The sequence below is a fragment of the Streptomyces sp. NPDC002476 genome (genome assembly GCF_042889785.1).
Taxonomy (GTDB): Bacteria; Actinomycetota; Actinomycetes; order Streptomycetales; family Streptomycetaceae; genus Streptomyces.
In genome coordinates this window covers 427445-452086 of the sequence record NZ_JBIARH010000001.1, presented here as the reverse complement: position 1 = coordinate 452086, position 24642 = coordinate 427445, and the positions used below count along the sequence as shown (strand labels likewise).

Genomic DNA, 24642 nt, shown 5'->3' with positions numbered 1-24642 from the left:
ACGTACCGCGCACGGGGAACGACCGCTCCGGCGTACCGGAAGCCCGAAGCGGATGGCCCCCGGAAGTCGGAGACGAGCGGCCTCCGGAAGTCGGAGACGGGTGGGCCCCGGAAGTTGGAGACGGGTGGGCCCCGGAAGCCGAGAACGGCTTCCGGGGCCCACCCGTCCCTCGTCGCTGTCGATGTGGCGCGCGGTCAGGCCGCCCGGTTGTCCCCCTCGGAGGAGCGGCGGTGGCGGCCGTGCGGCTGTATTGCCGTGTCGTCCGTCGACACACCCCCTCGGTGCTTTCCGGAGCCGCCGGCTTCGGCCCGTTCCGCGTCCGCCCCCTGCGGGCGCGTCTGGGTCGTGTCGGTTCGGGCTTCAGACATGTGGGAAGTCACCCCGTCGTGATCGCTTACGTGCTTACGTGCTTGCGTGTGAGTGTCACCAGGGCCGAACTCGCCACCGCGGTACGGCAAGGCCGCCTCCGGCGACCGCCGACACGGCTGCGTGGCCCAGGCCCGAAATCTTAGACCGACCGGCACATGGGAGGCGGCGTCGCGGGGCTGGGTGCGCACATCTGCGGCGTTGTCGTCGGTCAACAACTCCCCCATAGCCCTGAAGGCATGGGGGGACCCCCTTCGCGTTGCGTCCCTCCTCCGCCTTGCAGCTGCACGCACCCAGCCCCGCTCCTTTTCCCACCCCCCCATGTGCCGGTCGGTCTCAACCAGGTACCACGCGTCCCACGAGTGGTGCCTGCCCCAGTGGAACCGGCCTGCACACAGGAAGAGGCACGGCGGCGGCGGACGGTTGCGTACCGCTTTCCGTACCCGCCGCGGCACCCGTTCCCGCCCAGGGGTCGATACCCGCCCGCGCGTCCGCCGCCGCATCCGCGGGAAGCTCCACCGACGCGTCCAGCGACACCACCCCGCACGCCACGTTCGCGTCGGTGTACGGCAGCCTCAGCACGCCGTCCCGGGTCCACACCCCGCGCCCGGCGTGCCAGCCCTCGGGAGCGGCCACCTGGAACAGCCGGCGGTCCGCCGGGCGCCACAGCCCGAGCCAGCTGCCCGCCGCCCCGTCCACGCGCAGCGCCACCGCGCAGTCCTCCGGCGTCAGCGTCTGCCCCGGCTGCACGGCGAACGGCGTCACCGCCACGTCCGCCGGACACAGGCACTCCGGGAAGCGCACCGGCAGACGACTCCCCAACACCCCCCAGCCGAGCCGGTCGTGGCCCGGCGCGTTCGAGCGGATCAGCAGCAGCCCGCTGTCCGGGTCGGCGAGCAGCAGCCGGTCGTCGCTGTCCGGTCCGATCTGGAGCAGCGGCGTCACCGCGCCGCCCCGCCCCAGGTCCACGGCCACCGCCTTGACCGGTCCGCCGCCCGGCAACTCCCGGTCCAGGGCGAGCATCCGCCCGGCTCGGTCCAGCCAGACCCCTCCGGTGCAGAGTCCCGGCACCTGTGCGACCGGCTCGGGGCCGAGGACGCCGCCCGTGACCCGCCAGACAGTGGTGGACCGCTCACCGGGCGAAAGGGCGTACGCGCTGGTGCCGTCCGGGCACGGCGGCAACAGCGTCAGCTCCTCGCATCCGATGGTGCCGAGCGACAGTTCACCGGTGCCGGGTCCGGTCGGGTAGAGCAGCGAGAACGCGTGGCGGTCCGCGACCCGGCGCCGGATCAGCACCCGCCCGTCGGTCAACGGGAGTACGTCCGAGTCGGGTTCCTCCGACTGGTCGAGGGGGAGCGGCACCGCGTACGGCTCGTGTCCGTCGAGCGTCCAGCGCTCCACGAACCACGCCCGCGCGGCGGCGCCGGGCGGCCCCCCGGTCCCGTGGCACGGATCTCCGGGAACCTCGCGCGCGGCGAGCCGGGCCGCGTACGAGCCGTCCGCCGCGATCGTGAACGCGGGCCACGCCGCCGGTGCGTGCGGTGGGTCGTCGTCCTGCGGTACCGCGTCCCCGGGGTCTTCGGTCGTCCCAGTGGCCCCAGCGGGCCCGCCCTCGATGGCACAGACAGTCACGGTCTGATCACCTCCAGCGACAGACGGTAGTTATCGCACTGCCAGCCGAACAATGCGAGCCTCGGCACTTCACGCATAAGGGTGGTGATGTCCGTAATTCCCTGACGGATGGGGGGTGGGTGTGGTTGATCCTGGGGGGCTGGCTAAGGTTAGGCATCCCTAAGCGATACCTGCTTGATCTACGGCTTGATCGACAACTGGAGCAAGACATGTCTCTTCGTCGCCGCGGCACCGCCGCAGTCGGCCTTGCGGTGGCCGCCGCCCTCTCCCTCTCCGCCTGCGGGAGCGGCGAAGGGGGCTCCGAAGACTCCGCCAAGTCGGACAACGGCGGCGACAAGAAGGCGGCCGTCGCGACGGGCGGCAAGGACTTCGCCGACGCCGCGAAGAAGACGGCAGGATACGGGACGGACGCCGAGGCGGGCGAGTTCCCCCGGACGGTCACCCACGCCATGGGCAAGACCGAGATCAAGGCGGCTCCCAAGCGCGTCGTCGTGCTGGACGTCGGCGAACTCGACAACGTCGTCTCGCTGGGCGTCAAGCCGGTCGGCTACGCCCCCTCCGAGGGCAGCGCGGCCATGCCCTCGTACCTGAAGAAGGACGCGGGCGACCCGAAGGACATCGGCACCATCAACAACCTCAACCTCGAGGCGATCGCCAACCTGAAGCCCGACCTGATCCTCGGCAGCCAGCTGCGCGCCGCCGACAAGTACGACGCGCTCTCCAAGATCGCGCCGACCGTGTTCTCCATCCGCCCGGGCTTCACCTGGAAGGAGAACTACCTCCTCAACGCCGCGGCACTGGACAAGACGGCCAAGGCGAAGACCGAACTCGACGCCTACGAGGCGAAGGCGAAGAAGCTCGGTGACGACATCGGCCCGGACAAGCCGACCGTCTCCATGGTCCGCTACATGCCGGACCGGATCCGCCTCTACGCCAAGGCGTCCTTCATCGGCACCATCCTCGAGGACGTCGGCCTGCCCCGGCCCAAGAACCAGCAGATCGACGACCTCGCCGCGGAGATCAGCCCGGAGAAGATCGACGAGGCCGACGCCGACTGGATCTTCACCGGCGTCTACGGGGACGTGAAGGCCACCGAGCGCGACACCACCCAGTCCAACCCGCTGTGGAAGAACCTCGAGGCGGTCAAGGAAGGCCGGGCCAAGGACGTTCCCGACGAGACCTGGTACCTCGGCCTCGGCGTCACGGCCGCCGACCTGGTCCTCGACGACCTCCGCGCCGACCTCGTGAAGTAGCCGCCACGGCCGGGGCGCGGGGCGGCCTCACGGCGCGGCTGCCCCGCCCGCGGGGCGACCGGCTTCGCGGTGCCGCGGGCCCGTTCCGCTGCGCCGTCGGCCGGCTGTGGCGGTCCGGCGGCCGCGACCGGCCGCCGGGCCGACGGCGACGACCGGCGGCCCTGGTCGACGGCGCGCGGCGGGCAGGTAGCCTTTTCCTTGTGCCCCGTCTGTCTGAAGTCCTCGCCGAGATCGACGTGCTCTGGCCGCCCGAGCGGGCCGAGAGCTGGGACGCGGTCGGCACCGTCTGCGGCGACCCCGAGTCGCACGTGGACCGGGTCCTCTTCGCCGTCGATCCCGTCCAGGAGATCGTCGACGAGGCGCTCCGGCTCGGTGCCCAGCTGATCGTCACCCACCACCCGCTCTATCTGCGGGGTACGACGACGGTCGCCGCCTCCACCTTCAAGGGCCGGGTCGTGCACACCCTGATCAAGCACGACATCGCGCTGCACGTCGCCCACACCAACGCCGACACCGCCGACCCGGGCGTCTCGGACGCCCTCGCCGGTGCCCTCGACCTGCGCGTCGAACGGCCCCTCGTACCGGATCCCACCGACCCCGCGGGCCGTCGCGGCCTCGGCCGGATCTGTGTGCTCGACCACCCCGAGAGCCTGGCCGACTTCGCGGCCCGCGCCGCCGCCCGGCTGCCCGCCACCGCCCAGGGCATCCGGCTCGCCGGGGACCCGGCGGCCACGGTGCGCACCGTGGCGGTCAGCGGGGGGTCCGGCGACAGCCTCTTCGACGCGGTGCGCGCCGCGGGCGTCGACGCGTTCCTCACCGCCGACCTGCGCCACCACCCGGCGTCCGAGGCCATCCAGCACTCCCCGCTCGGCCTGCTCGACGCCGCGCACTGGGCCACCGAGTGGCCCTGGTGCGAACAGGCCGCCGCGCAGCTCGACGCGATTTCCGACCGCCACGGATGGGACCTGCGGGTCCACGTCTCGAAGCGGGTCACCGACCCCTGGACCACCACCACCCACCACTCTCCTGGAGCCCCCAACTGAACGCCGCGCCCGCCGACCAGAACCGACTCCTCGACGTCCAGGCCCTCGACGTCCGCCTGTCGCAGCTCGCCCACCGGCGCAAGTCGCTGCCCGAGCACGCCGAGATCGAGTCGCTCACCAGCGACCTCGCGCAGCTGCGCGACCTGTTGATCGCCTCGCAGACCGAGGAGAGCGACACCGCCCGCGAGCAGACCAAGGCGGAGCAGGACGTCGACCAGGTGCGCCAGCGGGCCGCCCGCGACCAGCAGCGCCTCGACTCGGGCGCGGTCGCCTCGCCCAAGGACCTGGAAAACCTCCAGCGCGAGATCACCTCCCTGGCCAAGCGCCAGGGCGACCTGGAGGACGTCGTCCTGGAAGTGATGGAGCGTCGCGAGGCCGCCCAGGAGCGCGTCACCGAGCTGTCCGACCGGGTCTCCGCCGTCCAGGCCAAGGCGGACGACGCCACCGCCCGCCGTGACGCCGCGACCGAGGAGCTCGACGAGGAGACCGCGTCGGTCACCAAGGAGCGCGAGGTCGTCGCCGCCTCCGTCCCCGCCGACCTGCTGAAGCTGTACGACAAGCTCCGCGAGCAGCAGGGCGGGATCGGCGCCGCGCGCCTTTACCAGCGCCGCTGCGAGGGCTGCCGCCTCGAACTGAACATCACGGAGATCAACGAGGTGAAGGCCGCCTCCCCGGACACCGTGCTGCGCTGCGAGAACTGCCGTCGCATCCTGGTCCGCACGGCGGAGTCGGGCCTGTAATGACCCCACCGCGCCAGCTCGTCGTCGAGGCCGACGGAGGATCCCGGGGCAACCCCGGGCCCGCCGGTTACGGGGCCGTCGTCATCGACCCGGCGACGGGGGAGACCCTCGCCGAGGCGGCGGAGTACATCGGCGTCGCGACGAACAACGTCGCCGAGTACAAGGGCCTGATCGCGGGCCTGAAGGCGGCGAAGGCGCTGGCACCGGACGCGTCGGCGGGGGACGCGCTCCGGGTGCGGGTCCGGATGGACTCCAAGCTGGTCGTGGAACAGATGTCGGGCCGCTGGAGGATCAAGCACCCGGACATGAAGCCGCTCGCGGCCGAGGCGGCGCGCGTCCTGCCGTCCTCCGCCGTCACGTACGAGTGGATCCCCCGCGAGCAGAACAAGCACGCCGACCGGCTCGCCAACGAGGCGATGGACGCGGGCCGACGTGGTGAGCAGTGGGACCCGGCGGTGTCGACGGCCGCCCTCGACACCGCCCGGCCGTCGGTCGCCGACGCCCTGCCCCCGGTCTCCGGCCCGCCCGGTGACGCGACGGCGGGCGCGGCGAGGGCACGCGCGGCCCTCGCCTCCCGGCCGTCGGCGGGTACGGCGACGGCGGCCCCGGTGACGGACACGGATACGGCCGCGGTCACCGGTGGGGCTCCTGCGGCGGGTACGGCCCCGGCGCCGGAGCGGGCGGCCGTCCTGCCGACGGCGGCCACGCCCCAGGTGGGCTGGGGCGCGGCCCCCGACCTCGGCGCGCCCGCCACCTTCGTCCTGCTCCGGCACGGCGAGACGGCCCTCACTCCCGAGAAGCGGTTCTCGGGCAGCGGCGGCACCGATCCCGAACTCTCCGCGGCGGGCCGCCGTCAGGCCGAGGCCGTCGCCCGGTCGCTGGCCGCCCGGGGCACCATCCAGGAGATCGTCAGCTCACCGCTGCGGCGCTGCCGCGAGACGGCCGGTGCGGTGGCGGCCCGGCTCGGCCTGGAGGTCCGCATCGATGAGGGGCTGCGCGAGACCGATTTCGGCGCCTGGGAGGGGCTGACGTTCGCCGAGGTGCGTGAACGCCACGGCTCCGACCTGGACGCCTGGCTCGCGTCCGAGGAGGCCGCTCCCACCGGGGGAGGCGAGAGCTTCGCCGAGGTCACCCGTCGGGTGGCGGCCGCCCGGGACCGTCTCGTCGCCCGCCACGCGGGCCGCACGGTCCTCCTCGTCACCCACGTGACGCCGATCAAGATCCTGGTCCGGCTGGCCCTCGGTGCCCCGCCGGAAGCCCTGTTCCGCATGGAACTCTCGGCGGCGTCGGTGTCCGCGGTGGCGTACTACGCGGACGGGAACGCCTCGCTCCGGCTGCTGAACGACACCTCGCACCTGAGGTAGGCCGCGCTCGCGGCACATCCGCCCGGGACACCGGTCCTGCCCCGTACCGCGACGGACGGCGGCACCCGCCCCGGTCCGGGGCCCGTGGTCCTGTCCCCGGGCCCGGGCTGCCCGTGGCCGCCCCGGTCCCGGGCCAAGGCGTCTCCCGTCCTCGTCCCCGGGCCCGGATCGGTCCCGGTCAGCCGCGCAGCGCCGCCGCCTCGCGCGCGAGCCGTTCCACCCGCGCCCAGTCCTTCGCCGCCACGGCATCCGCCGGGACCATCCAACTGCCGCCCACGCAACCGACGTTGGGGAGCGCCAGATAGGACGGGGCGCCCGCCGCCGAGATGCCGCCCGTCGGGCAGAACCGGGCCTGCGGCAGCGGCGAGGACAACGCCTTGAGATAGGCGGTGCCGCCCGCAGCCTCGGCCGGGAAGAACTTCATCTCCATGACCCCGCGCTCCAGCAGCGCGACCACCTCGGACGTCGTCGAGACCCCCGGCAGGAACGGCGTCCCCGACGCCCGCATGGCGTCCAGCAGCGGGTCCGTCCAGCCCGGGCCGACCAGGAACCGGGCCCCCGCGGCGACCGCGTCGGCGACGTTCCGGGGCGAGATCACCGTGCCCGCGCCGACCACCGCGTCCGGCACCCCGTCGGCGATCGCCCCGATCCCGTCCAGGGCCGCGGGCGTCCGTAACGTGACCTCGATGGCCGGGAGCCCCCGGCGACCAGGGCCCGGGCGAGCGGCACCGCGTCGGCGGCGTCCGTCAGGACGACTACGGGGAGGACGGGGCAACGCCCGTTGCGCATGCCGCAACGCGTCATCCGCATCCTCGGCGGCGGCTCGGCCGGTCCCGGGTCAGTGGATCTCCGTCACCACCACGTCCAGCGACCACGCCCGCCCGGTACGTGCCGGGGCCTCGGCCTCCACCACGTACCCGAGGTCCCGCAACGTCCCGACCAGCTCCGCGGGCCCCTTCGGCCGTGCGCCCGACACCAGCAGGTCCCGCACCAGCCGGCCCTTCGTCGCCTTGTTGAAGTGGCTGACCACGGACCGCTTCTCGACCCCGTCCACCATCTGGGAGTGCAGCACCCGCACGCTCGCCGTGCGCTCCGCCACCTCCCCCTTCGGCTTCCAGGCGGCGGTGTAGGCGGAGGACCGCAGGTCCAGTACGAGCCCGTCCCCGGCCACCTCCGGCACGACCTCGGCCAGCGGGCCGCGCCAGTACGCCCCGAGGGCGCCCAGGCCGGGCAGCTTCACCCCCATCGAGCAGCGGTACGACGGAATCCGGTCGCTCACCCGCACGGCGCCCCACAGCCCGGAGAAGACCAGCAACGACTTCCCGGCCCGCCGCTTGGCCGCCGCGTCCAGCGAGGCCAGGTCCAGGGCGTCGTACAGCACCCCGGTGTAGACCTCCCCGGCCGGCCGCGTTCCCGCCGTCCGCAGTTCCGCGTTCTTCGCGACCTCGCCGCGCAGCCCCTCGCTCAGTCCCAGGACCTCACGGGCCTTCTCCTCGTCCGCCACGCACAGCTCGACCAGTTCGTCGAGGACCGCCGCCCGCGCCGCGGCCAGCCCCGGGAGCGACAGCGACTCCGGTTTCAGCGGCGCGCCCCGCCCCGACGCGGCCTTGCCCTCCGACGGCGGCAACAGCACCAGCACGGCGTTTCCCTTCGTACGTACGCACAGGTGAACGGCCCGCGAAGGGCCTCGCACCAGCCTACGGGGACTTCCGCGGCCCCCGCACGAGAGCGGTCACGACGGCTCCCGGATCGTCCGCGTGGAACCGCACCGTCCGCGCCGAGCCGCGCTTCCCCAGCGGTCGCACGAACGCCACCGGACCGGTCAGCTCCACCGTCACCGTCGTCTGGCCGCCCACGGCGAGATCGAGCACCCCGTCGGCGCCCGCCCGTGCCGATCCGCCCTCGGGGCAGCGCCGTTCGACCCGCGCGGACGCCACCGCCCCCGCCGGAACCCGCACGTCGAACAGGGCGCCGTACCGGATCCGCAACGCCCCGTCGGCCCCCACCACATGCGGCCGGGTCACGCACGACGCGTGGAACGCGAGGACGAAGACCACCCCGTACGCGTCCAGCACCAGCACCACCGCGTGCACGACCGGCCACGGGATCAGCAGCGCCAGCACCAGCGTCTCGACCAGCGCGACGAACAACAGGCCGTACACCATCGCCGTCTGCGGACCGGTGTACGGCACGGCGAGGGCGTCTCCCGGCACACCGTGGCGCCGCCGCAGCACCCACAGCCCGAGGCTGCGCAGTGCCCGTGCCTCGTGCGCGACCAGCCGGCGCACCGGCCCCGGCACGGCGGTGCGCACCACCGCGCCCACCGCCGCCCGCCGACCGGCACCCGCGCGCCGCGCCACGAGCCACAGCCGCCCCAGCGCGACGCACTCCACCGCCATGGCGCACGCCACCAGCACCGCCGCCCCCGCCAGGACCGACCCCGGTGTCCGGACCCCGGCCGCCCGGCAGCCCACCAGCACCGCCTCCACGGCCAGGGCGGCTCCCGCGACACCCCGCACCACCCGCCTGCTCACCCCGCTCACCCCGTTCCCCGCCCCGCCGCACGTTCCGCCACGCGCGCGGCCAGCGCGGCCATCACCCGGCGCACCACCTCGGCCTGCGCGGGCGCGCACTCGTCCAGCAGCGCCTCACCGAAGCCGGACGCCGTGACCGGGTCGCCGGAGGAGGCCACCGCCAGCACCCCGGCCAGCACCTCCTCCGGTACGGCGGCGGCCAGATCGGCGGCCAGCGGGGCGATGCGCGGATCGTCCACCGGGGCCTCCGCCAGTGCGTCCAGCCGCTCGTACATGGCCGGCAGGTCGGGGTCCTCGGCCATGCTCCGCAGCGTTTCGGAGAAATCGCCGCCGCTCATCGCCTCCAGCAGCATGAGGTGCTCGCGGTCCCTGACGGCCATGGGGGAGGCGATGCCGGGCGCCGTGCCCAACAGTTCCACCAGCGCGGGCGGCATGGACTCCCCGGAGCCGCCCGACGTGTCCAGCAGCCGGGCCAGCCGCAGCCGCCGTTCCCGGATCGCACGCTCCTGCCGTGCCAGATCCGCGTCCAACTCGGCGAGTATGTCGAGGAGTTCACGGCCGTCGTCGTCGGCCAGAGCGTCACGGACCTCGTCCAGCGTGAGCCCCAGCTCGGTCAGCCGACGTATCCGGGCCAGTTTCACCGCGTCACGCACGCCGTAGACCCGGTATCCATTGGCGCGGCGTCCGGGCTCGGGCAGCAGACCGATGTGGTGGTAATGCCGGACCGCCCGCGAGGTGACCCCGGCGAGCGCGGCGATCTCTCCTATCCGCATGAGGCCAGTAGAAACGTTGACGCAACGGCAAGGTCAAGCGCCGAACGCCTCACGACCGCCCGAGGTCCTGCCCCGGCCGCCCGGCCGGGCGGGTAGCATGGTCGGCACGGCAGACGAGCCGGGCGGACGGCCGCGTGGTGATCTTCGGATCTCCCCGAGGAACGTCCGGGCTCCACAGGGCAGGGTGATGGCTAACGGCCACCCGGGGCGACCCGCGGGACAGTGCCACAGAGAACAGACCGCCGGGGACCTCGGTCCTCGGTAAGGGTGAAACGGTGGTGTAAGAGACCACCAGCGCCTGGGGTGACCCAGGCGGCTAGGTAAACCCCACCCGGAGCAAGGTCAAGAGGGGCCGTCGTGAGGCGGCCCTGCGCGAATGATCGAGGGCGGCCCGCCCGAGTTCGCGGGTAGACCGCACGAGGCCGGCAGCAATGCCGGTCCTAGATGGATGGCCGTCTCCCCGGCCGCCGCGAGGCGACCGGGTGACAGAACCCGGCGTACAGCCCGACTCGTCTGCCGCCCTGTGTTTCCGCAAGTCAGGATCGATGCGCGTCATGGGCGCAAGGCCCATGGGGGTTCCGGTCGGATGTCATCCGGCCGTTGAGGCAGGCGAACGGTGGTGCGTTGCGGAAGCCGACGCGAGCCGTCGAGCGGCAGGGCTTTACACTCGGTCACCGTCGCCCAGCGGGGGCGGAGCCGTACATCCGGAAGGCCTGATCGAGTTTGTTTCAAGATGTCCCCATCTATCACCAACTCGTCGCCGAGCGCGGTGACATACCCGCGCGTGTGCGCGATGCGGCCACGTTCATTTTCAGGCAGTTGGACGAGGTGAAGCGAACAGGTCGGCCGCCAGCCACCTTCGAGCTGGGCCCGTCGTCCTCGGATCCGGTCGCCGCCCCCAAGTCCGTTCTACCGCCGGGCCGACAGTCGTCCGGCTGATCGTCGGCGCCCCGTATGCGCCGGCCCGGCCGGATACCACCGGAGGGGCCGGGATCCGTGAGGGCGCCGACATGGGCCCGTCCGGTGGACGTTCGGACCGAGCGCGGACGCGCCGACACCGCCGGGCCCGGACTGGTGGCCCCGCCGGGCCGGACGTGCGCGTCTACGCCGGGGGGATCGACCGTGACGTCCTGGCCCGGTACGCGGTTCCGGCCGGCCGCGTGGAGGAGGCCGACCTCGCGATCCTGCGGCTGGCCGCCCCCTTCGACGTCCACCCCGAGGGCACGCTCGAAGCGGCGTTCCACTCCGGCGGTCTCGAATTCCCGGAGGAGACCGTCCGGCCGGTCGAACGCGTCGCGGCGGCCGTTCCCACGGTCGTCGACGTCTTCCTCGAACGCGCGGCCGTGCTCACCCCGATCGACGCCCTCCCCGCCGTGACCCTGATCGGCACCTCCGGCGTCGACGACGTCATCCTCCTCGACGCCGTGAGCGGCCGGGCGACCGTGAGCGGCCGCCTCCCCTTCGACCTGCCCCGCTCGGGGAAAGCGGTCGCCGCTGCAGGTGAGGGCGTCCCCTTCGACACGGCCGACGCCCTCTTCGGATTCGGTCACGGTCTGCACTGGTCCGCCCGGACGCACCCGGCCGGATGACCGTACGCGGTCGGGCCGGACGGCCCCACGTCGTCGGGCCGGTCCCTGAAGGGACACCGGCCTCGGCTCCCCGGAGCCTGGTCCGCCCGGGCGCCCCGGGGCGCCTCCGGGGGACGGCTCCGGGCGGGCCGGTCCGCGGGAACTGCTGGGCGGAGAGCCGGTCGTGAGGCACGATCGTGTCGAGCTGACTCCTCGGGAAAGGTTCGCACGTGTCCGATCACGCCTCCGGAAGCCGCGGTTCCCTGTTCGCGGTGAGCGACCTGCACATCGGGATCGCGGACAACCGCCCCCTCACCGAGTCCCTGCGTCCGGAATCGGACGAGGACTGGCTGATCGTCGCCGGTGATGTCGCGGAACGGGCCGAGGACGTGGAGTGGGCGCTGCGGCTGCTCGCGGGACGGTTCTCCCGGGTGCTGTGGACCCCCGGCAACCATGAGCTGTGGACGGTCAACCGCGACCCGCTCCAGTTGCGGGGGCGGGAGCGGTACGAGCACCTGGTCGAGGTGTGCCGGAGCATCGGGGTGTCGACGCCGCAGGACCCCTACCCGCTGTGGCCGGGCCCCGGGGGACCGGTGGCCGTGGCGCCCGTGTTCCTGCTGTACGACTACAGCTTCCGGGCGCCGGGGACCGCGACCAAGGAGGAGTCGTTGGCGTACGCGCACGAGACCGGCGCGGTGTGCACCGACGAGTACCTGCTCCACCCCGACCCGTACCCGGGCCGGGACGACTGGTGCCGGGCCCGGGTGGCGGAGACGGAACGGCGGCTCGCCGCGCACGATCCGGCGATCCCGCTGGTCATCGCCGGTCACTGGCCACTGGTGCGGGATCCCATGAACGTACTGAGGTACCCCGAGTTCGCGCAGTGGTGCGGCACCGAGCTCACCGCCGACTGGCACCGGCGGTTCAACGTGGCGGCCGTGGTCTACGGCCATCTGCACATCCCGCGCACGACCTGGTACGACGGGGTCCGCTTCGAGGAGGTGTCCATCGGATACCCGAGGGAATGGCGCGAGCGCGGTCACCCCAAGGGACTGCTGCGGCGGATCCTTCCGTACGACGGCGCCCCGGTGGCGCGGCCCCCGCTCAGCGGTGGCTCAGCACGTTGACCACACGGCCGTTGGGGTCGCGGACGAAGAAGCGGCGTACGCCCCAGTCCTCGTCGCGCAACGGGTACACGATCTCCGCGCCGTTCTCCTTCATGGCCGTGTACGCCGCGTCCACGTCGTCCACCTCCAGGCTCAGATCAGGTGTGACCGGCGCGGTCGCGTCGGCCGCCACGATGCTGATCTGGGCCGACGGGTGGGCGGGGGAGGCGAGCGTCATGATCCAGCCGTGGTTCATGACCTCCTGGAGGCCCAGCCGGCCGTAGAACTCGGCGTTCCGCTCCATCGCGGGCCCCGGGGCGACGGCGGTCGTCCGGATGTTGGGGACGATCCGGCGGATGGACATCGGCGACTCCTGTCCCGGGCCCGTCTGGGGCCCGTCTAGGGATCCGCACCCTCCCGAAGAGCCGTCGGATCGACGGAGCGTCGGACCGGTAAACCGCCGGATCGGCGGATCGTTGGACCTACGGATCGTTGGATCGACGGTCGGCGGACGGGTGCGGACGGGCGGCGTGGACCGGTCCGGATACCGGACCGGTCGGTCGGTCAGCCCCTCCAGTCTTGCCCTCCGGCGCCCCGTGTGCCACCGAACAGGCCGACATCGCCCCCGTGGTGTACGGAATTTCACGCCATGGGCCGGGTGGGCCGTCCCTCAGCCGGTCGCGCCGGCCTGGCCGGGCACCGCTTCGAGGGCCTCGGAAAGCCGCTCGCCGCGATCCTCGGCCATGTCGAGCGTGGTCAGCACCGCCGGTGTCGAAATGCTCGGCAGTACGAAGTGCAGAAGCACCGAAATTCGATGCCCCAAATCCTCCCGCCTGCAAAGGGCTTGGGACATCACTTGAATACCGGAGAACGAACCGGCGAACATTTCCGCGGTCTCGCGCGGGTCGACGTGCGGCAGCAGTTCGCCCTGGTCCTTCGCCGCGTTCAGCAGGTGTTCCAGCCTGTCTATCCAGGCACGGAACGGGGTGCCCCGGTCGAGCCCCTCCACCGCCTGGTCCATGGCCAGCCCGACGCTGGCACGCACCAGCGGCTCGTTGCGGAGCCGGTGGGCGAGCAACATGCCCTGGTCGACGAGCTCCTGAAGCTTCGTCAGCTGAGGCAGCGGATTGCTGTCCAGCTGCACGTCCATCACCCCGAGTGCCAGGTCTTCCTTCGAGGAGAAGTGGAAGTAAAGTGCGCCTTTGGTGACTCCGGCCCGGGCGAGGATCTCGCTGATGGTGGCGCTGCTGTAGCCGCGTTCATCAAATACGGCGGCGGCCGCCACCAGGATCGACCGTCGAGTCTGGATCGCGCGCGCCTGCTGTGCCATCAGCTACAAGTCTCTCTCCGCCGTGGCGTGGTCAGCACCAAGTATGGCTGGATAGGAAAACCGGACTGTCAGTATCTTACTGCGGAGGCCGTCGGCCCTCCCGGTACGGATCCTCTGGGAGGAAGATTCATGGTTCAGCTCACCTCGCACAGCGCCTCGGTCCGCACCGAGGGCGTCGGGGCCCGCGAAGCCACTGGAGTCCCGGACGCCGACGGGGCGGCACCCGGGCGCGGGCAGGTGGGCGCGGACCTGCTGGGGCGCCTCGTCCACCGGTACGACCCGCAGGACATCTTCCCCACCGGCTGGACCCCGCAGACCGCAACCCAGTTCTCGGTATCGGCCCGATGGCCGCGCGCGCACCGGTTCTTCGCGCCCGTGGGGGGCCGTCACCAGGACCCGCTGCTGATCGCGGAGACCATGCGCCAGACGACGATGCTCCTGGCGCACGCGGAGTTCGGGGTCCCGGACGGGGACCAGTTCGTGATGTGGGAGCTGTCGTACGTCTCCGAGCCCGGCAGGCTGCTGTTGGGGAACGAGCCCTGGGACATCACCGTGGACGTCACCTGCTCCCGCGTCAGGCGTCTGCGCCAGAGCATCGGATCCATGCACGTCGAACTGCTCCTGCATCGCCTGGGCACCGTCCTCGCCCGGGGCGGCGGGCGCATCAGCTGCACCTCCGCCAAGGCGTACGGCAAGCTGCGGGGCGACCGCAGACATGTCGTGGGCGCCCCGATACCCCTGCTGCCCGCCGTCTCCCCGGCCGAGGTGGGCAGGGCGGACGAGCGCGATGTCGTCCTGGCGCCCGCGGCGCGGAGAAACGTTTGGCGGCTGCGGCTCGATACCGGGCACCCCACCCTGTTCGCCCGGCCCAACGACCATGTGCCGGGCATTCTGCTGTTGGAGGCGGCCCGTCAGGCGGCCGCCGCCGCCACTCCCGGCCACGACTTCCTCCCACTGTCGGTGCGGACCGAATTCCTCCGGTACGTGGAGCTCGACCGCCCCTGCTGGATCGAGGCGCGGCGCCTCCCGGTCGACGACCCGGCGGTGGCCCGGGTGCACGTCACGGCGACCCAGGACGACCGCCGGGCCTTCGCCTGCACCCTCGAATCACCCGTCCAGGGCTCGCGGTACCGCACCACCGTGCCCCGGGGCGGGCAGCCGTGACATCTCGCGGATCCGGGGCCGCTCGCGTGCTCGTCACCGGTGCCACCGGGTTCATCGGAGGCCATGTGGTGGCCGCCGCCCGCGCGATTCCCGGCCTCCGGCTGCGGCTGATGACCCACCGGACCGCTCTGGCCCCGTCCATCGGCGCGGACGCCGGGCCCGGGGCCGGGGTGGAGACGGTGCACGGGGATCTCGGCGCTCCGAAGACGCTGCACGGCAGCTGCGAGGGGGTCGACGCGGTGATCCACTGCGCCTCCGTGATCGGTGGTGACGAACCGACCGCCCGGTCCGTTAATGATCAAGGAACTCGGGCTCTGGTCGACGAGGCCGTCCGTTGCGGGGTCCCCCGCATCGTCCAGCTGAGCACGGCGTCCGTCTACGGGCGGGGCCCGTTCACCCGACTCCGGCCCGGTGGCGCCGAGCCCGCCCCCGCGTCCGCGACCAGTCTGACCCGTGCTGCCGCCGAGCGGCACGTCCTCGCGGCCGGCGGTGTCGTCGTGCGCCCGCACATCGTCTACGGGACCGGGGACCGGTGGGCCGTGCCCGGACTGGTCGCGCTGCTCGGGCAACTCTCCGCCGTTCCGGCCGGATGCGGGGCGCGGCACTCGTTGATCGAGGCGGGGGCCTTGGGGCGGGCGCTGCTGGGAGCGGCCCTGTCCCCGAACGGCCCGGCCGGGATCTACCACGTCAACCACCCCGAACCGGTGAGCTGTTCACGGCTGCTGTCCACGGTCGTGGACGAACTGCGGCTGCCCTGGGGGGCCGAGGGGATCGACGTGGCGGAGGCCCGGGAGCGGCTCGTCGGTGTCCCGTACGCGCTGCACCATCTCGGCATGCTCGTCGTGGACCACTGGTTCACCGACGAGCGGGTCGGCCGGGACTTCGGCTGGGAGCCCGGCGAGGACTTCACGGCCGCGTTCGCCCGGCATGCCCCCTGGTACCGGCGGCACCTGGAATCCGTGCGACGGTCGGCCCCCGGGCGGTGAGGGGGGCCGGTGACCGGCGGGGCCCGGAGAGCGGGGGCCGGACTCCGGGGGCGCGGTGCCCGGGGCCCGAGGGCCGATGCCCGGGGCCGGACGGTGGTGGCGTCGTGGCTCGTGGAGCGTCGTCAGTCCGTGATGCGGGTGCCGGTTCCGCCGACCCTGACCCGGGCGTCACCCGCGCGGAGTTCCACGGCGGCAGGGCCGGGTCGAGGTCGGCGGCCGGCCAGCGCAGGATGTCGAGCGCCTCCGTCAGGTCGTCCGGCGTGATGTCCGTGATGCGAGGCTCGACGCTGGTGAGCGTGGCGCGGAGTTCGGTGTCCTCCCGGGCGACGGTGACCGGGACCGCCCCCGCGACGGTGTGGAACACCAGATCTCCGGGGCCGTCGCGCTCGGCCAGTGCGAGGGCCGTCGCGACGGTGGCATGGCCGCAGAACGGGACCTCGGCCTTCGGGCTGAAGCAGCGGATCGTGTACTCCCGGGCGGCCGACGGTCCCGCGTCGGGTGATCCCGGGCCCGTGAGGAAGGCGGATTCGCTGTAGCCCAGCTCGGCCGCGAGGGCGAGCATCGCCGCGTCGTCGAGACCGGACGCGTCCAGGACCACCCGCGCCTGATTGCCGCCCGCCGGATCGGCGGAGAAAGTGATAGTGGCTGCCCGCGCGTTCCGGGGCGCATCCCTCGTGGTGGGCCCGCCAGCGCACCGGTTCCGGCCGGGCCATCAGTACTCCTTCGCCCAGTGCTGGGTGGTCTTCGACGGCTCGCAGGACGCCAGGACCGGCCAGGTGGCGCTCTCGCCGAGACACTGGCTGCTGTACAGGTTCACGAGGGTGCTGTTGGTACCCGTTCGCCAGTTCTGGCCGGTTTTGGAGCCGCATTCGGCCAGGTACAGCACGTTGACGTTGACAGTCAGGCACTGGCCGGCGGACTCGTTGTACAGCATGTAGGAACCGCCCGAACCGGCCTTCGCGGTCCAGTTGGCCACCGGGCTGTCCGCGCAGGTGGCGAACACGACGTTGAGGTAGCTCGCGGTCAGGCACTGGCCGTAGCCGACGTCCCTGAGCCGGAAGTGGTCGCTGGGCGCGGGGGGTTTCGGAGAGGGCGCGCCGGACGTCCCACCGGAACCGCCGGAGCCGCCCGCGTCACCCGACCCGCCCGTGGCGTTCCCGCCGGTCGCGTTGCCGCCCGTGGCGTTGCCGCCGGCGGCGTTCCCGCCGGTCGCGTTGCCGCCCGTGGCGTTGCCGCCTGTGGCGTTGCCGCCGGTCGCGTTGCCGCCTGTGGCGTTGCCGCCGGTCGCGTTGCCGCCGGTCGCGTTGCCACCGGTGGCGTTGCCGCCGGATGCGTCTCCGCTCGATGAGTTGCCGTCGTGCGCGGGTCCGCCCCCGGCTGCGGGGAGCGTTGCGGAGGTTCCGGCCGAAGGGGTGTCGCTGTCGGAGGTGCCCTTGGTGTCGTCGGGGTCGCCGTGCAGCTGGGTGCCGGCGTAGACGGCGAGGGAGACGACCAGGGCCCCGGCTGCGATCAGGGCGAGTACGAGTCGCCGCCGTTTGGTGCCACGGCCGGGGGGTGGCGGGAGCGGCACGAAAGCGGGTTCGTGGGGGTAGTGCGTATGCGGACCGCCCTGCTCAGTGCCGGGTTGCCATTTCTCCAGTTGCTGGTCGTTCTCGTAGGCCGTGAGGTCGGCTCGGATCTGGTCCCGCTGGGCGAGGGCTGCTTTCCTCTTTGCGGCCCGGTCCTGGTTCTGGCTGTTCAGTGAGTCGATCTGCTGCTGCAGAGTGATCCGGCGCCGGCGTTCCCCGTCCCGGTCCTCGCGCAGCGTCTGCAGTTCCTCGGTGAGCCCCGCCATTTTCTCCAGGGCCGCGTTCGTCGCATCGTTCAGCTCGCGGATCAGGAGGGTGTTCTGGTAGTCGAGGAGCATCTGGCGGTGGACGTTGTGCGGGTTGGCCCGCGTGCAGTACAGCTTGAGCAGCTCGCCGTACTGGTGCAGGAACACCGCTGCGGCCCGATCCTGCAGATTCGCGCGTTCCTGTGCTTCCTTGATCAGCACCTCGACGAAGCGCAGGGGCGGGATGTTGGGCCCTTCACGCTTCGGGGTCTGCCAGGTGGCGACCTTCCCCTTCCCGAAGTTGTGCATGTCCGCCAGCGCGTTCGTCGACAGGCCGGTCTTCTCGACGAGGCCGCGCACCGTCTTCTTGAAGCCGCTGAGTGCTTCCCACAGCCTCTCCTCCTCGCCCTCGCCGTCGAAAACGTCTAATAATCGCTGGTCAGCCACTGGTTCTCACATCCGAAGAAAGTCCGGCGCGGGGCAGCGTTCTGCCGCGCGTGCGTAACCACAGCCAGCCGTTCGCCTCCCTTTCGGGCCTCCCTCAGGAGGTCGCGCCAGCCGGTGACGGGCAGCCCGTTCTTCTCCATGAGGTGGGAGGTCCAGTCCAGGAGATCGGCTCGGGTACGGAGCTTCCCGGCGGAGATGCGGTAGTGACTCCCGCTGCGTTGCGGGTCGCATCCTTCGTGGTGGGCCCGCCAGCGCACCTGGTCCGGCCGCGCCATCAGTACTCCTTCGCCCAGTGCTGGGTGGTCTTCGACGGCTCGCAGGACGCCAGGTACGGCCAGGTGGCGCTCTCGCCGAGACACTGGCTGCTGTACAGGTTCACGAGGGTGCTGTTGGTACCCGTTCGCCAGTTATGGCCGGTTTTGGAGCCGCATTCGGCCATGCCCAGCGCGTTGAAGTTGAGACCCAGGCACTTGCCGGCGGACTCGTTGTACAGCATGTAGGAACCGTCCGAGCCGGCCTTTGCGGTCCAGTTGGTCGCCGGGCTGTCCGTGCAGGTGGCGAACACGATGTCGAAGACGTTCACGGCCAGGCACTTGCCGTAGCCGACGTCCCTGAGCCGGAAGTAGCCTCTGGGCGCGGGGGGTTTCGGCGAGATCGCGCCGGACGCCACACCGGAACCGCCGGAGCCGCCCGCGTCACCCGACCCGCCCGTGGCGTTGCCGCCGGCGGCGTTCCCGCCGGTCGCGTTGCCGCCGGTCGCGTTGCCGCCTGTGGCGTTGCCGCCGGTCGCGTTGCCGCCTGTGGCGTTGCCACCGGTGGCGTTGCCGCCGGATGCGTCTCCGCTCGATGAGTTGCCGTCGTGCGCGGGTCCGCCCCCGGCTGCGGGGAGCGTTGCGGAGGTTCCGGCCGAAGGGGTGTCGCTGTCGGAGGTGCCCTTGGTGTCGTCGGGGTCGCCGTGCAGCTGGGTGCCGGCGTAGACGGCGAGGGAGACGACCAGGGCCCCGGCTGCGATCAGGGCGAGTACGAGTCGCCGCCGTTTGGTGCCACGGCCGGGGGGCGTGGCCGGGCTCACGTGCGGGGCGAGTTCGGGAACTTCCTTCAGCAGCGTTCTCACCCGCAGGACGAACGCCTGCTGAGCCTCACGTACCGGCTGCGCCGCCACCATCATCCCGACGGCGGCGCCCAGTTCGTTGTCCCAGACAGGACTTCCGCTGAAGCCTCCCTTGACATACACGGCCTCACCGTTGGCGCGCGAGAGCTGGATCCAGCCCTGGCGCGTGGGCCCACGGAACCTGCCGCTGTGCCAGATTCCATCCGGGTGGTCGTCGGTGAAGCCCACTGCACGCGCGTCGTGGTCCCATACACCGCGCTGCGGGTCGATCACGGGAAGCGGACGGGCTCCGGGAATCCGGTTGCGTAATCGCAGCACGGCGATATCACCGGTCTGATCGGGCCTGACCGGGATCCAGCGCTGGACCTCGGCACCGTGGTCGCCCCCGTCGACGCCGTCGGCGTTCCCGGCCAGCGGCACGTCGACCGTTACCTCGGTGCCGGCCTCAACCGTGGCCTCCCGGAGCCGGTCCAGCGCGTCCGACACCACATGTGCGCAGGTCAGCACCAGGTCTGGAGCGATGAGGAAGCCCGCGCCGCCGATCGCGCCGTCCGGCCCCTTGACTCGGACAACCGCCGAGACCAGTGCCGGCTCCGCCTCCTCGCCATCCCGCTCCTGAATCCCCGTCACCGTGACCTCCGCGCTATCGAGTCCCCGTTGCGTGTCCTGGTCGAATCAACCGCCCTGCAACGCGTCTCCGTCGGAGTCTCTCGCATCCTCCCTGTTCCAGGTCAGGCTTACGGAGAAATTGGCGGCTGTCGCCGTGCTGGCAATCACCACGTCCGCCTCAGCCGACAATGACACCCCGAACTCCAGCGTGATCTCGTCCGGCGCGTTCGCAAGCCCCTTGAACCGCCCCACAAAGCTCTCCGCCACGGGGCGTACGGTGTCCAACATCTGCCCGAACGACCGTTCGGCCCTCGCTACGGAGCGGCCTGCTCGGCCCACGCGGACGAGTGACTCGTCCACCTCCCGGATCTGAACACGCACAGACTCTTCGCTGCCATCGCCCAGAGGCACTTCCACCGTATGGACAGGACGGTCGCTCATGACTCTCCTCCACTACTCGGAAGCTGGAGATCCTAGCGGTATCCGCGCTTCACAGGGGTGACGCAGGAAGGCCCAACCACACTGCTCTGACCCCCAGATGAGACAGATGAGGCCGGCGTTCACAGCAGGCCGGTCGATTTCGAGGCCGTTGGTGAGACTGAGCAGGTGGGGCAGGCTGACGGCACGGGTGGCCGTGATCTACTCGGTGAGTTTCACATCGTTGTCCTCGGCCGGCTTCAGTAGGGCGGCGAACCCGCGCACGAGATCGGCGAGTGCGGTCATCTCCGGGCAGGCCGCAGCGATCTTCTCCAACAGGGCCGATTCCCTCGGACGTAGGTTCTCGGGGTCGGTGAGCAGGAGACGGCTGGCGTGACTTGGGGCCCGGCGTGCGCGCGGACCTCGGGCAGGACTTTGTCGCAGAGATTGCGCCAGAGGTGCCATCGGTCGCCGACCTGCACCGCGTCGGGCAGGGCTCGGCGGACAGCCTCAGCGTCGGCGGGAACGGTGATCACCCGGGCGGTCTCCCCGGCCGGCGCGGCGGTCTCGCTGAGCGGGTCCGGTCGCCGGCCCGCGAGCGCCACCGACCAGCCGCACCGGTCAGCGCGAGGGCCACCGCGCGGCCGATCCCGGAACCGGCGCCCGTCACCACCGCCGTCCTCGGGCGCGATGCGTGGAATTCGGCCTGCTGTTGTCCATGGCGCCGCAGCGTACGCCCCCGCGCCCCGCGGCCGCGTCCCACCGCCGACCGGGCGAGGCCGACGCCCTGGCCCGCCGGGTCCCGCGACTGGTCAAGAACGGGTATGGGTTGGCGGGTTCGGCGTACGGACGGCCGTTCGCGCGTAGACCATGCCCCTCGGTACGTATGCGCACTTTGCCCCGTGAATCCATTCCCGCCGCGTTCCTCATGTGCCGGACGCTCCAACGACGCGAGCACGACAACAGCTCGACGCGCTGGGCCGGTGCACTGCTCCGAGCACACCACCAGTCAGGGGAGGGACAGATGACGCACTCATCGCATCCACAGGAAATGCGGGACGCCGCCCGGCACTTCGGCCGCCGCCGCTTCCTCACCGTCACGGGTGCCGCCGCCGCGCTCGCGTTCTCGGTCAACCTGCCCGCCGCGGGCACCGCGAGCGCCGCCGAACTGGACACGCGGAAGCTCAAGGAGGATCCGTTCACCCTCGGCGTCGCCTCCGGCGACCCGCTGCCCACCTCGGTCCTGCTGTGGACGCGGCTCGCCCCCCGGCCGTACGAGGCCGGCAGCGGACTGCCCCGGGCCCGGGTCCAGGTGGGCTGGGAGCTCGCCCGCGACGCCCGCTTCTCGCACATCGTCCGGCGCGGCAGGGCCACCGCCCACCCGGAGTTCGACCACAGCGTCCACGTCGAGGTCAAGGGCCTCGAATCCGACCGCGTCCTCTACTACCGCTTCCGCGCCGGGAGCTGGACCAGCCCCGTCGGCCGCACCCGCACCGCGCCCGCCCGGGGCGCCCGCAACAGCTCGCTGCGCCTCGCCGCCGTCTCCTGCCAGGCGTACCACGACGGCTACTTCACCGCGTACAAGCACCTCGCCGACGAGGACGTCTCCGCCGTCTTCCACCTCGGCGACTACCTCTACGAGTACGCCGTCACCGCGACCGGCGGCGCCCGCGACTACACCGACCGCACGCTGCCCGCCCACTTCAACCGCGAGACGATCACGCTGGAGGACTACCGGCTGCGGTACGGCCTCTACAAGTCCGACCCCGACCTGCGCGCCGCGCACGCCGCGCACCCCTTCGTCGTCACCTGGGACGACCACGAGACCGAGAACAACTATGCGGGCGGCACCCCCGAGAACGACGTGCCGCCGGAGGAGTTCCTGCTGCGCCGCGCCGCCGCCTACCGCGCGTACTGGGAGAACCAGCCGCTGCGCCTCCCGCAGCGCCCCACCGGACCGGACATGAGGCTCTACCGGCGCCTGCACTTCGGCACCCTCGCCCAGTTCGACATCCTCGACACCCGCCAGTACCGCAGCGACCAGGCGTACGGCGACGGCTGGCAGAAGCCCGGACCGGAGTCCGAGGACCCCGCGCGCACCATGACCGGCGCCACCCAGGAGCGCTGGCTGCTGGACGGCTGGCACGCCTCGAAGGCCACCTGGAACATCGTTCCGCAACAGGTCGTGATGGCCCAGCGCAAGGACGTCCCCACCGATGCCTTCAAGCTGTCGATGGACGCGTGGGACGGCTACCCCGCCTCCCGGGCGCGGGTCCTGAACGGGGCCGAGGCCGCCGGGATCGAGAACCTGATGGTGCTCACCGGCGACGTGCACGTGAACTACGGCTTCGACCTGAAGAAGGACTTCGACGACCCGTCGTCCCGCACCCTCGGCACCGAGATCGTCGCCACCTCCGTCACCAGCGGAAAGAACGGCTCGGACAGGCCCGCCAGCTGGGACAACCTGATGCGGGCCAACCCGCATCTGAAGTTCTTCAACGGCAGGCGCGGATACGCGCTCGTCACCCTGGGCCGCGAGCGGGCGCGTGCCGACTACCGCACGGTGTCGGCCGTCACCACGCCCGGCGCGCCCGTGACGACCGCCGGATCCTTCGTCACGGAGGTCGGGAACCAGGGGCTCACACCCGCGTAGGCCGGCCCACGCCTCGCGGGCCGGCCCCGGCCCGCGATGGCGGGCGCCCGGCCGTCGTGGCGCGGACGCCGGAGGGGACCGGGCGCGCCGGAGGGACGTCGGTCAGCCGATGCCGTCGGCCCGGACCACCCGGATCTCACCGATGGCCCCCTCCCGCACCTGCTCCGTCATGCGCCGGACGAGCGGGTTGCAGTACGTCCACATGACCTCCGTCAGGAACAGACCGCGGTCCCGGGCGAGCTTCACCAGCTCACCGGCCTCCGTCGCCAGTACGCCCCGGTGCACGACCTCGCCCGTGCCCGTCATGCCTGCTCTCCCCCTGAAAGGTCTCGACCGGCGCGGCCGAGCTGAGAGCATAGATGCCGATTCAACGACATGGAGATGGCGATGGCGGAGAGCGGAGCCCGGCAGGACAACGCGCACATACCGGCCGCCGGGGGGCGCGGCCGGTCCCTCGACGAGACCATGACCCCCGGCGCGCACTCCGGGAGACCGGCCGCGGCCGAGGCGGTCCGTCGCACCGGACTGCTCGTCACCCTGGTGCTCGGCGGTCTCACCGCGCTGCCCCCGCTCTCCATGGACATGTACCTGCCGGCGCTGCCCGCGGTCACCGAGTCCCTGCACGCCCCCGCCGCGACCGTCCAGCTCACCCTCACCGCCTGCCTCGCCGGCATGGCGCTCGGGCAGATCGTCGTCGGGCCGATGAGTGACCGCTGGGGGAGGCGCCGGCCGCTGCTCCTCGGCATGGCGGTCTACGTCGTCGCGACCGTGATCTGCGTCTTCGCCCCCACCGCGGAACTCCTCATCGGCTTCCGCCTCATTCAGGGGCTGGCCGGCGCGGCAGGCATCGTCATCGCCCGCGCCGTGGTGCGCGACCTGTACGACGGCGTGGAGATGGCCAGGTTCTTCTCCACGCTGATGCTGATCTCGGGCGTCGCCCCCGTCGTCGCCCCGCTGATCGGCGGGCAGGTGCTGCGGTTCACCGACTGGCGGGGCATCTTCGCCGTCCTCGCCGTCGTCGGCCTGCTGCTCACCCTGGTCGTGTGGAAGTGGCTGCACGAGACGCTCCCGCCGGGCGACCGGCACACCGGCGGCTTCGGCGACGCGCTGCGCACCATGCGCGGGCTGCTCGCCGACCGGGTCTTCGCCGGTTACCTGATCGCGGGCAGTCTGGCCTTCGCCGCGCTCTTCTCGTACGTGAGCGCCTCGCCGTTCGTCGTGCAGGAGCTCTACGGGGCGTCGCCGCAGACGTTCAGCCTGCTCTTCGGGATCAACTCGGTCGGCCTGGTCGCGGTCGGCCAGATCAACGGCAAGCTGCTGGTCGGCCGGGTCAGCCTGGACAAGGCGCTCGCCTTCGGCCTCTCGGTCATCGTGCTGGCCGCGACCGCGCTGCTGGTCATGACGTCCGGGATCGTCGGGAAGGTGGGCCTGGTCCCGATCGCGACCGCGCTCTTCGTACTGATGTCGGCGATGGGGCTCGCGATGCCGAACACCAACGCGCAGGCGCTGATGCGGACGAAGCACGCGGCCGGATCCGCCTCCGCGCTGCTCGGCACGTCGTCGTTCCTGGTCGGCGCGGTCGCCTCGCCGCTCGTCGGGATCGCGGGCGAGGACACGGCCGTTCCGATGGCGGTCGTGCAACTGGTGTGCGGGCTGGGCGCGATGGCCTGCTTCCTGGGCATGTGCCGCCCCTGGCGGCGGGCGTCGTAGCCCGACTCGGCCCGGTCGGGGCA

At 72.1% G+C, this 24642-nt stretch carries 21 protein-coding genes, 1 other RNA gene and 3 pseudogenes; 11 read left to right on the top strand and 14 right to left on the bottom strand.

Annotated features, from left to right (window positions below; genetic code table 11):
• Positions 1–702: 702 nt before the first annotated feature.
• Positions 703–1998, bottom strand: coding sequence for a hypothetical protein (locus ACFYXM_RS01945; protein ID WP_389285895.1), 1296 nt, complete (start codon positions 1996–1998; stop codon positions 703–705).
• A gap of 209 nt (positions 1999–2207) precedes the next feature.
• Here ACFYXM_RS01945 and ACFYXM_RS01940 point away from each other — a divergent pair, with 209 nt between their 5' ends.
• The 4 genes from ACFYXM_RS01940 (at position 2208) to ACFYXM_RS01925 (ending at position 6398) form a co-directional block, all read left to right on the top strand.
• A complete protein-coding gene (locus ACFYXM_RS01940) occupies positions 2208–3251 on the top strand; it encodes an ABC transporter substrate-binding protein (protein WP_389285893.1) in 1044 nt (347 codons plus the stop codon).
• A 200-nt stretch (positions 3252–3451) separates the two neighbouring features.
• Complete coding sequence (locus tag ACFYXM_RS01935) at positions 3452–4294, top strand: Nif3-like dinuclear metal center hexameric protein (protein WP_389285891.1); 843 nt, start codon at positions 3452–3454, stop codon at positions 4292–4294.
• Positions 4291–5034 carry a zinc ribbon domain-containing protein gene (locus tag ACFYXM_RS01930; RefSeq protein WP_389285941.1) on the top strand — a complete coding sequence of 248 codons (744 nt, stop codon included), beginning with the start codon at positions 4291–4293 and terminating at the stop codon, positions 5032–5034. The genes ACFYXM_RS01935 and ACFYXM_RS01930 overlap by 4 nt, the downstream gene beginning before the upstream one ends.
• A complete protein-coding gene (locus tag ACFYXM_RS01925; protein WP_389285889.1) occupies positions 5034–6398 on the top strand; it encodes a bifunctional RNase H/acid phosphatase in 1365 nt (454 codons plus the stop codon). Before ACFYXM_RS01930 ends, ACFYXM_RS01925 begins: the two co-directional genes overlap by 1 nt.
• A 178-nt stretch (positions 6399–6576) precedes the next feature.
• Here the strand turns inward: ACFYXM_RS01925 and eda are convergent.
• The 4 genes and pseudogenes from eda to ACFYXM_RS01905 all read right to left on the bottom strand — a co-directional run bounded on the left by eda (position 6577) and on the right by ACFYXM_RS01905 (position 9705).
• Positions 6577–7208, bottom strand: a pseudogene (gene eda, locus ACFYXM_RS01920) (bifunctional 4-hydroxy-2-oxoglutarate aldolase/2-dehydro-3-deoxy-phosphogluconate aldolase).
• Between the two features lie 28 nt (positions 7209–7236).
• Positions 7237–8037, bottom strand: a complete 801-nt coding sequence (yaaA, locus tag ACFYXM_RS01915) for a peroxide stress protein YaaA (RefSeq protein ID WP_389285888.1) — start codon at positions 8035–8037, stop codon at positions 7237–7239.
• Between the two features lie 58 nt (positions 8038–8095).
• Positions 8096–8932 carry a hypothetical protein gene (locus ACFYXM_RS01910; protein ID WP_389285886.1) on the bottom strand — a complete coding sequence of 279 codons (837 nt, stop codon included), beginning with the start codon at positions 8930–8932 and terminating at the stop codon, positions 8096–8098.
• Between the two features lie 5 nt (positions 8933–8937).
• Positions 8938–9705 carry a MerR family transcriptional regulator gene (locus ACFYXM_RS01905; RefSeq protein WP_389285884.1) on the bottom strand — a complete coding sequence of 256 codons (768 nt, stop codon included), beginning with the start codon at positions 9703–9705 and terminating at the stop codon, positions 8938–8940.
• A 114-nt stretch (positions 9706–9819) separates the two neighbouring features.
• Between ACFYXM_RS01905 and rnpB the strand changes: the two genes are divergently transcribed.
• The 3 genes from rnpB (at position 9820) to ACFYXM_RS01890 (ending at position 12400) form a co-directional block, all read left to right on the top strand.
• Positions 9820–10221: RNase P RNA component class A (gene rnpB / locus ACFYXM_RS01900), an RNA gene on the top strand.
• Positions 10222–10799: 578 nt separating this feature from the next.
• Entirely contained in the window at positions 10800–11294 is a 495-nt protein-coding gene (locus tag ACFYXM_RS01895; protein WP_389285883.1) for a hypothetical protein, read from the top strand.
• A gap of 209 nt (positions 11295–11503) precedes the next feature.
• The gene (locus ACFYXM_RS01890) at positions 11504–12400 is read left to right on the top strand and encodes a metallophosphoesterase family protein (protein ID WP_389285882.1); all 897 of its coding nucleotides are present in this window, start codon (positions 11504–11506) and stop codon (positions 12398–12400) included.
• On the opposite strand, the gene ACFYXM_RS01885 is transcribed toward ACFYXM_RS01890, so the two are convergent.
• Positions 12378–12743: a VOC family protein gene (locus ACFYXM_RS01885; RefSeq protein ID WP_389285880.1), complete on the bottom strand. Its 366-nt coding sequence runs from the start codon at positions 12741–12743 to the stop codon at positions 12378–12380. The two genes, ACFYXM_RS01890 and ACFYXM_RS01885, sit on opposite strands and share 23 nt — an antisense overlap.
• 306 nt (positions 12744–13049) lie before the next feature.
• Positions 13050–13709, bottom strand: a complete 660-nt coding sequence (locus tag ACFYXM_RS01880; protein ID WP_389285878.1) for a ScbR family autoregulator-binding transcription factor — start codon at positions 13707–13709, stop codon at positions 13050–13052.
• A gap of 129 nt (positions 13710–13838) precedes the next feature.
• Here ACFYXM_RS01880 and ACFYXM_RS01875 point away from each other — a divergent pair, with 129 nt between their 5' ends.
• A complete protein-coding gene (locus ACFYXM_RS01875) occupies positions 13839–14873 on the top strand; it encodes a ScbA/BarX family gamma-butyrolactone biosynthesis protein (protein WP_389285877.1) in 1035 nt (344 codons plus the stop codon).
• Positions 14870–15859: an NAD-dependent epimerase/dehydratase family protein gene (locus ACFYXM_RS01870; RefSeq protein WP_389285875.1), complete on the top strand. Its 990-nt coding sequence runs from the start codon at positions 14870–14872 to the stop codon at positions 15857–15859. Before ACFYXM_RS01875 ends, ACFYXM_RS01870 begins: the two co-directional genes overlap by 4 nt.
• Here the strand turns inward: ACFYXM_RS01870 and ACFYXM_RS01865 are convergent.
• From ACFYXM_RS01865 to ACFYXM_RS01840, 6 genes and pseudogenes are all read right to left on the bottom strand, one after another.
• Entirely contained in the window at positions 15780–16499 is a 720-nt protein-coding gene (locus ACFYXM_RS01865) for a PhzF family phenazine biosynthesis isomerase (RefSeq protein WP_389285940.1), read from the bottom strand. The genes ACFYXM_RS01870 and ACFYXM_RS01865 overlap by 80 nt on opposite strands.
• Before the next feature lie 72 nt (positions 16500–16571).
• Positions 16572–18119, bottom strand: a complete 1548-nt coding sequence (locus ACFYXM_RS01860; protein WP_389285873.1) for a ricin-type beta-trefoil lectin domain protein — start codon at positions 18117–18119, stop codon at positions 16572–16574.
• On the bottom strand, positions 18098–18394 hold the full coding sequence (locus tag ACFYXM_RS01855) for a hypothetical protein (RefSeq protein ID WP_389285872.1): 297 nt from the start codon (positions 18392–18394) through the stop codon (positions 18098–18100). The genes ACFYXM_RS01860 and ACFYXM_RS01855 overlap by 22 nt, the downstream gene beginning before the upstream one ends.
• Complete coding sequence (locus ACFYXM_RS01850) at positions 18394–19860, bottom strand: trypsin-like peptidase domain-containing protein (RefSeq protein ID WP_389285870.1); 1467 nt, start codon at positions 19858–19860, stop codon at positions 18394–18396. Before ACFYXM_RS01850 ends, ACFYXM_RS01855 begins: the two co-directional genes overlap by 1 nt.
• Positions 19861–19905: 45 nt before the next feature.
• Entirely contained in the window at positions 19906–20280 is a 375-nt protein-coding gene (locus tag ACFYXM_RS01845) for a CU044_2847 family protein (RefSeq protein WP_389285869.1), read from the bottom strand.
• Positions 20281–20388: 108 nt separating this feature from the next.
• A pseudogene (locus ACFYXM_RS01840) lies at positions 20389–20986 on the bottom strand (SDR family NAD(P)-dependent oxidoreductase); the annotation flags it as partial.
• A 294-nt stretch (positions 20987–21280) separates the two neighbouring features.
• On the opposite strand from ACFYXM_RS01840, the gene ACFYXM_RS01835 reads away from it, so the two are divergent.
• The gene (locus tag ACFYXM_RS01835) at positions 21281–22909 is read left to right on the top strand and encodes an alkaline phosphatase D family protein (RefSeq protein ID WP_389285867.1); all 1629 of its coding nucleotides are present in this window, start codon (positions 21281–21283) and stop codon (positions 22907–22909) included.
• A gap of 114 nt (positions 22910–23023) precedes the next feature.
• Here ACFYXM_RS01835 and ACFYXM_RS01830 read toward each other — a convergent pair.
• Positions 23024–23170 (bottom strand): annotated as a pseudogene (locus ACFYXM_RS01830) (gfo/Idh/MocA family oxidoreductase); the annotation flags it as partial.
• A gap of 126 nt (positions 23171–23296) precedes the next feature.
• Between ACFYXM_RS01830 and ACFYXM_RS01825 the strand changes: the two are divergent.
• Entirely contained in the window at positions 23297–24619 is a 1323-nt protein-coding gene (locus tag ACFYXM_RS01825) for a multidrug effflux MFS transporter (protein ID WP_389285865.1), read from the top strand.
• Positions 24620–24642 lie beyond the last annotated feature (23 nt).

Bases quoted from the DNA above. Each gene is read 5' to 3' on its own strand.
- ACFYXM_RS01940 (WP_389285893.1), top strand. From the start codon at position 2,208: ATGTCTCTTCGTCGCCGCGGCACCGCCGCAGTCGGCCTTGCGGTGGCC.
- ACFYXM_RS01925 (WP_389285889.1), top strand. From the start codon at position 5,034: ATGACCCCACCGCGCCAGCTCGTCGTCGAGGCCGACGGAGGATCCCGG.
- ACFYXM_RS01905 (WP_389285884.1), bottom strand. From the start codon at position 9,705: ATGCGGATAGGAGAGATCGCCGCGCTCGCCGGGGTCACCTCGCGGGCG.
- ACFYXM_RS01885 (WP_389285880.1), bottom strand. From the start codon at position 12,743: ATGTCCATCCGCCGGATCGTCCCCAACATCCGGACGACCGCCGTCGCC.
- ACFYXM_RS01880 (WP_389285878.1), bottom strand. From the start codon at position 13,709: ATGGCACAGCAGGCGCGCGCGATCCAGACTCGACGGTCGATCCTGGTG.
- ACFYXM_RS01875 (WP_389285877.1), top strand. From the start codon at position 13,839: ATGGTTCAGCTCACCTCGCACAGCGCCTCGGTCCGCACCGAGGGCGTC.
- ACFYXM_RS01855 (WP_389285872.1), bottom strand. From the start codon at position 18,394: ATGGCGCGGCCGGACCAGGTGCGCTGGCGGGCCCACCACGAAGGATGC.
- ACFYXM_RS01845 (WP_389285869.1), bottom strand. From the start codon at position 20,280: ATGAGCGACCGTCCTGTCCATACGGTGGAAGTGCCTCTGGGCGATGGC.
- ACFYXM_RS01835 (WP_389285867.1), top strand. From the start codon at position 21,281: ATGACGCACTCATCGCATCCACAGGAAATGCGGGACGCCGCCCGGCAC.
- ACFYXM_RS01825 (WP_389285865.1), top strand. From the start codon at position 23,297: ATGGCGGAGAGCGGAGCCCGGCAGGACAACGCGCACATACCGGCCGCC.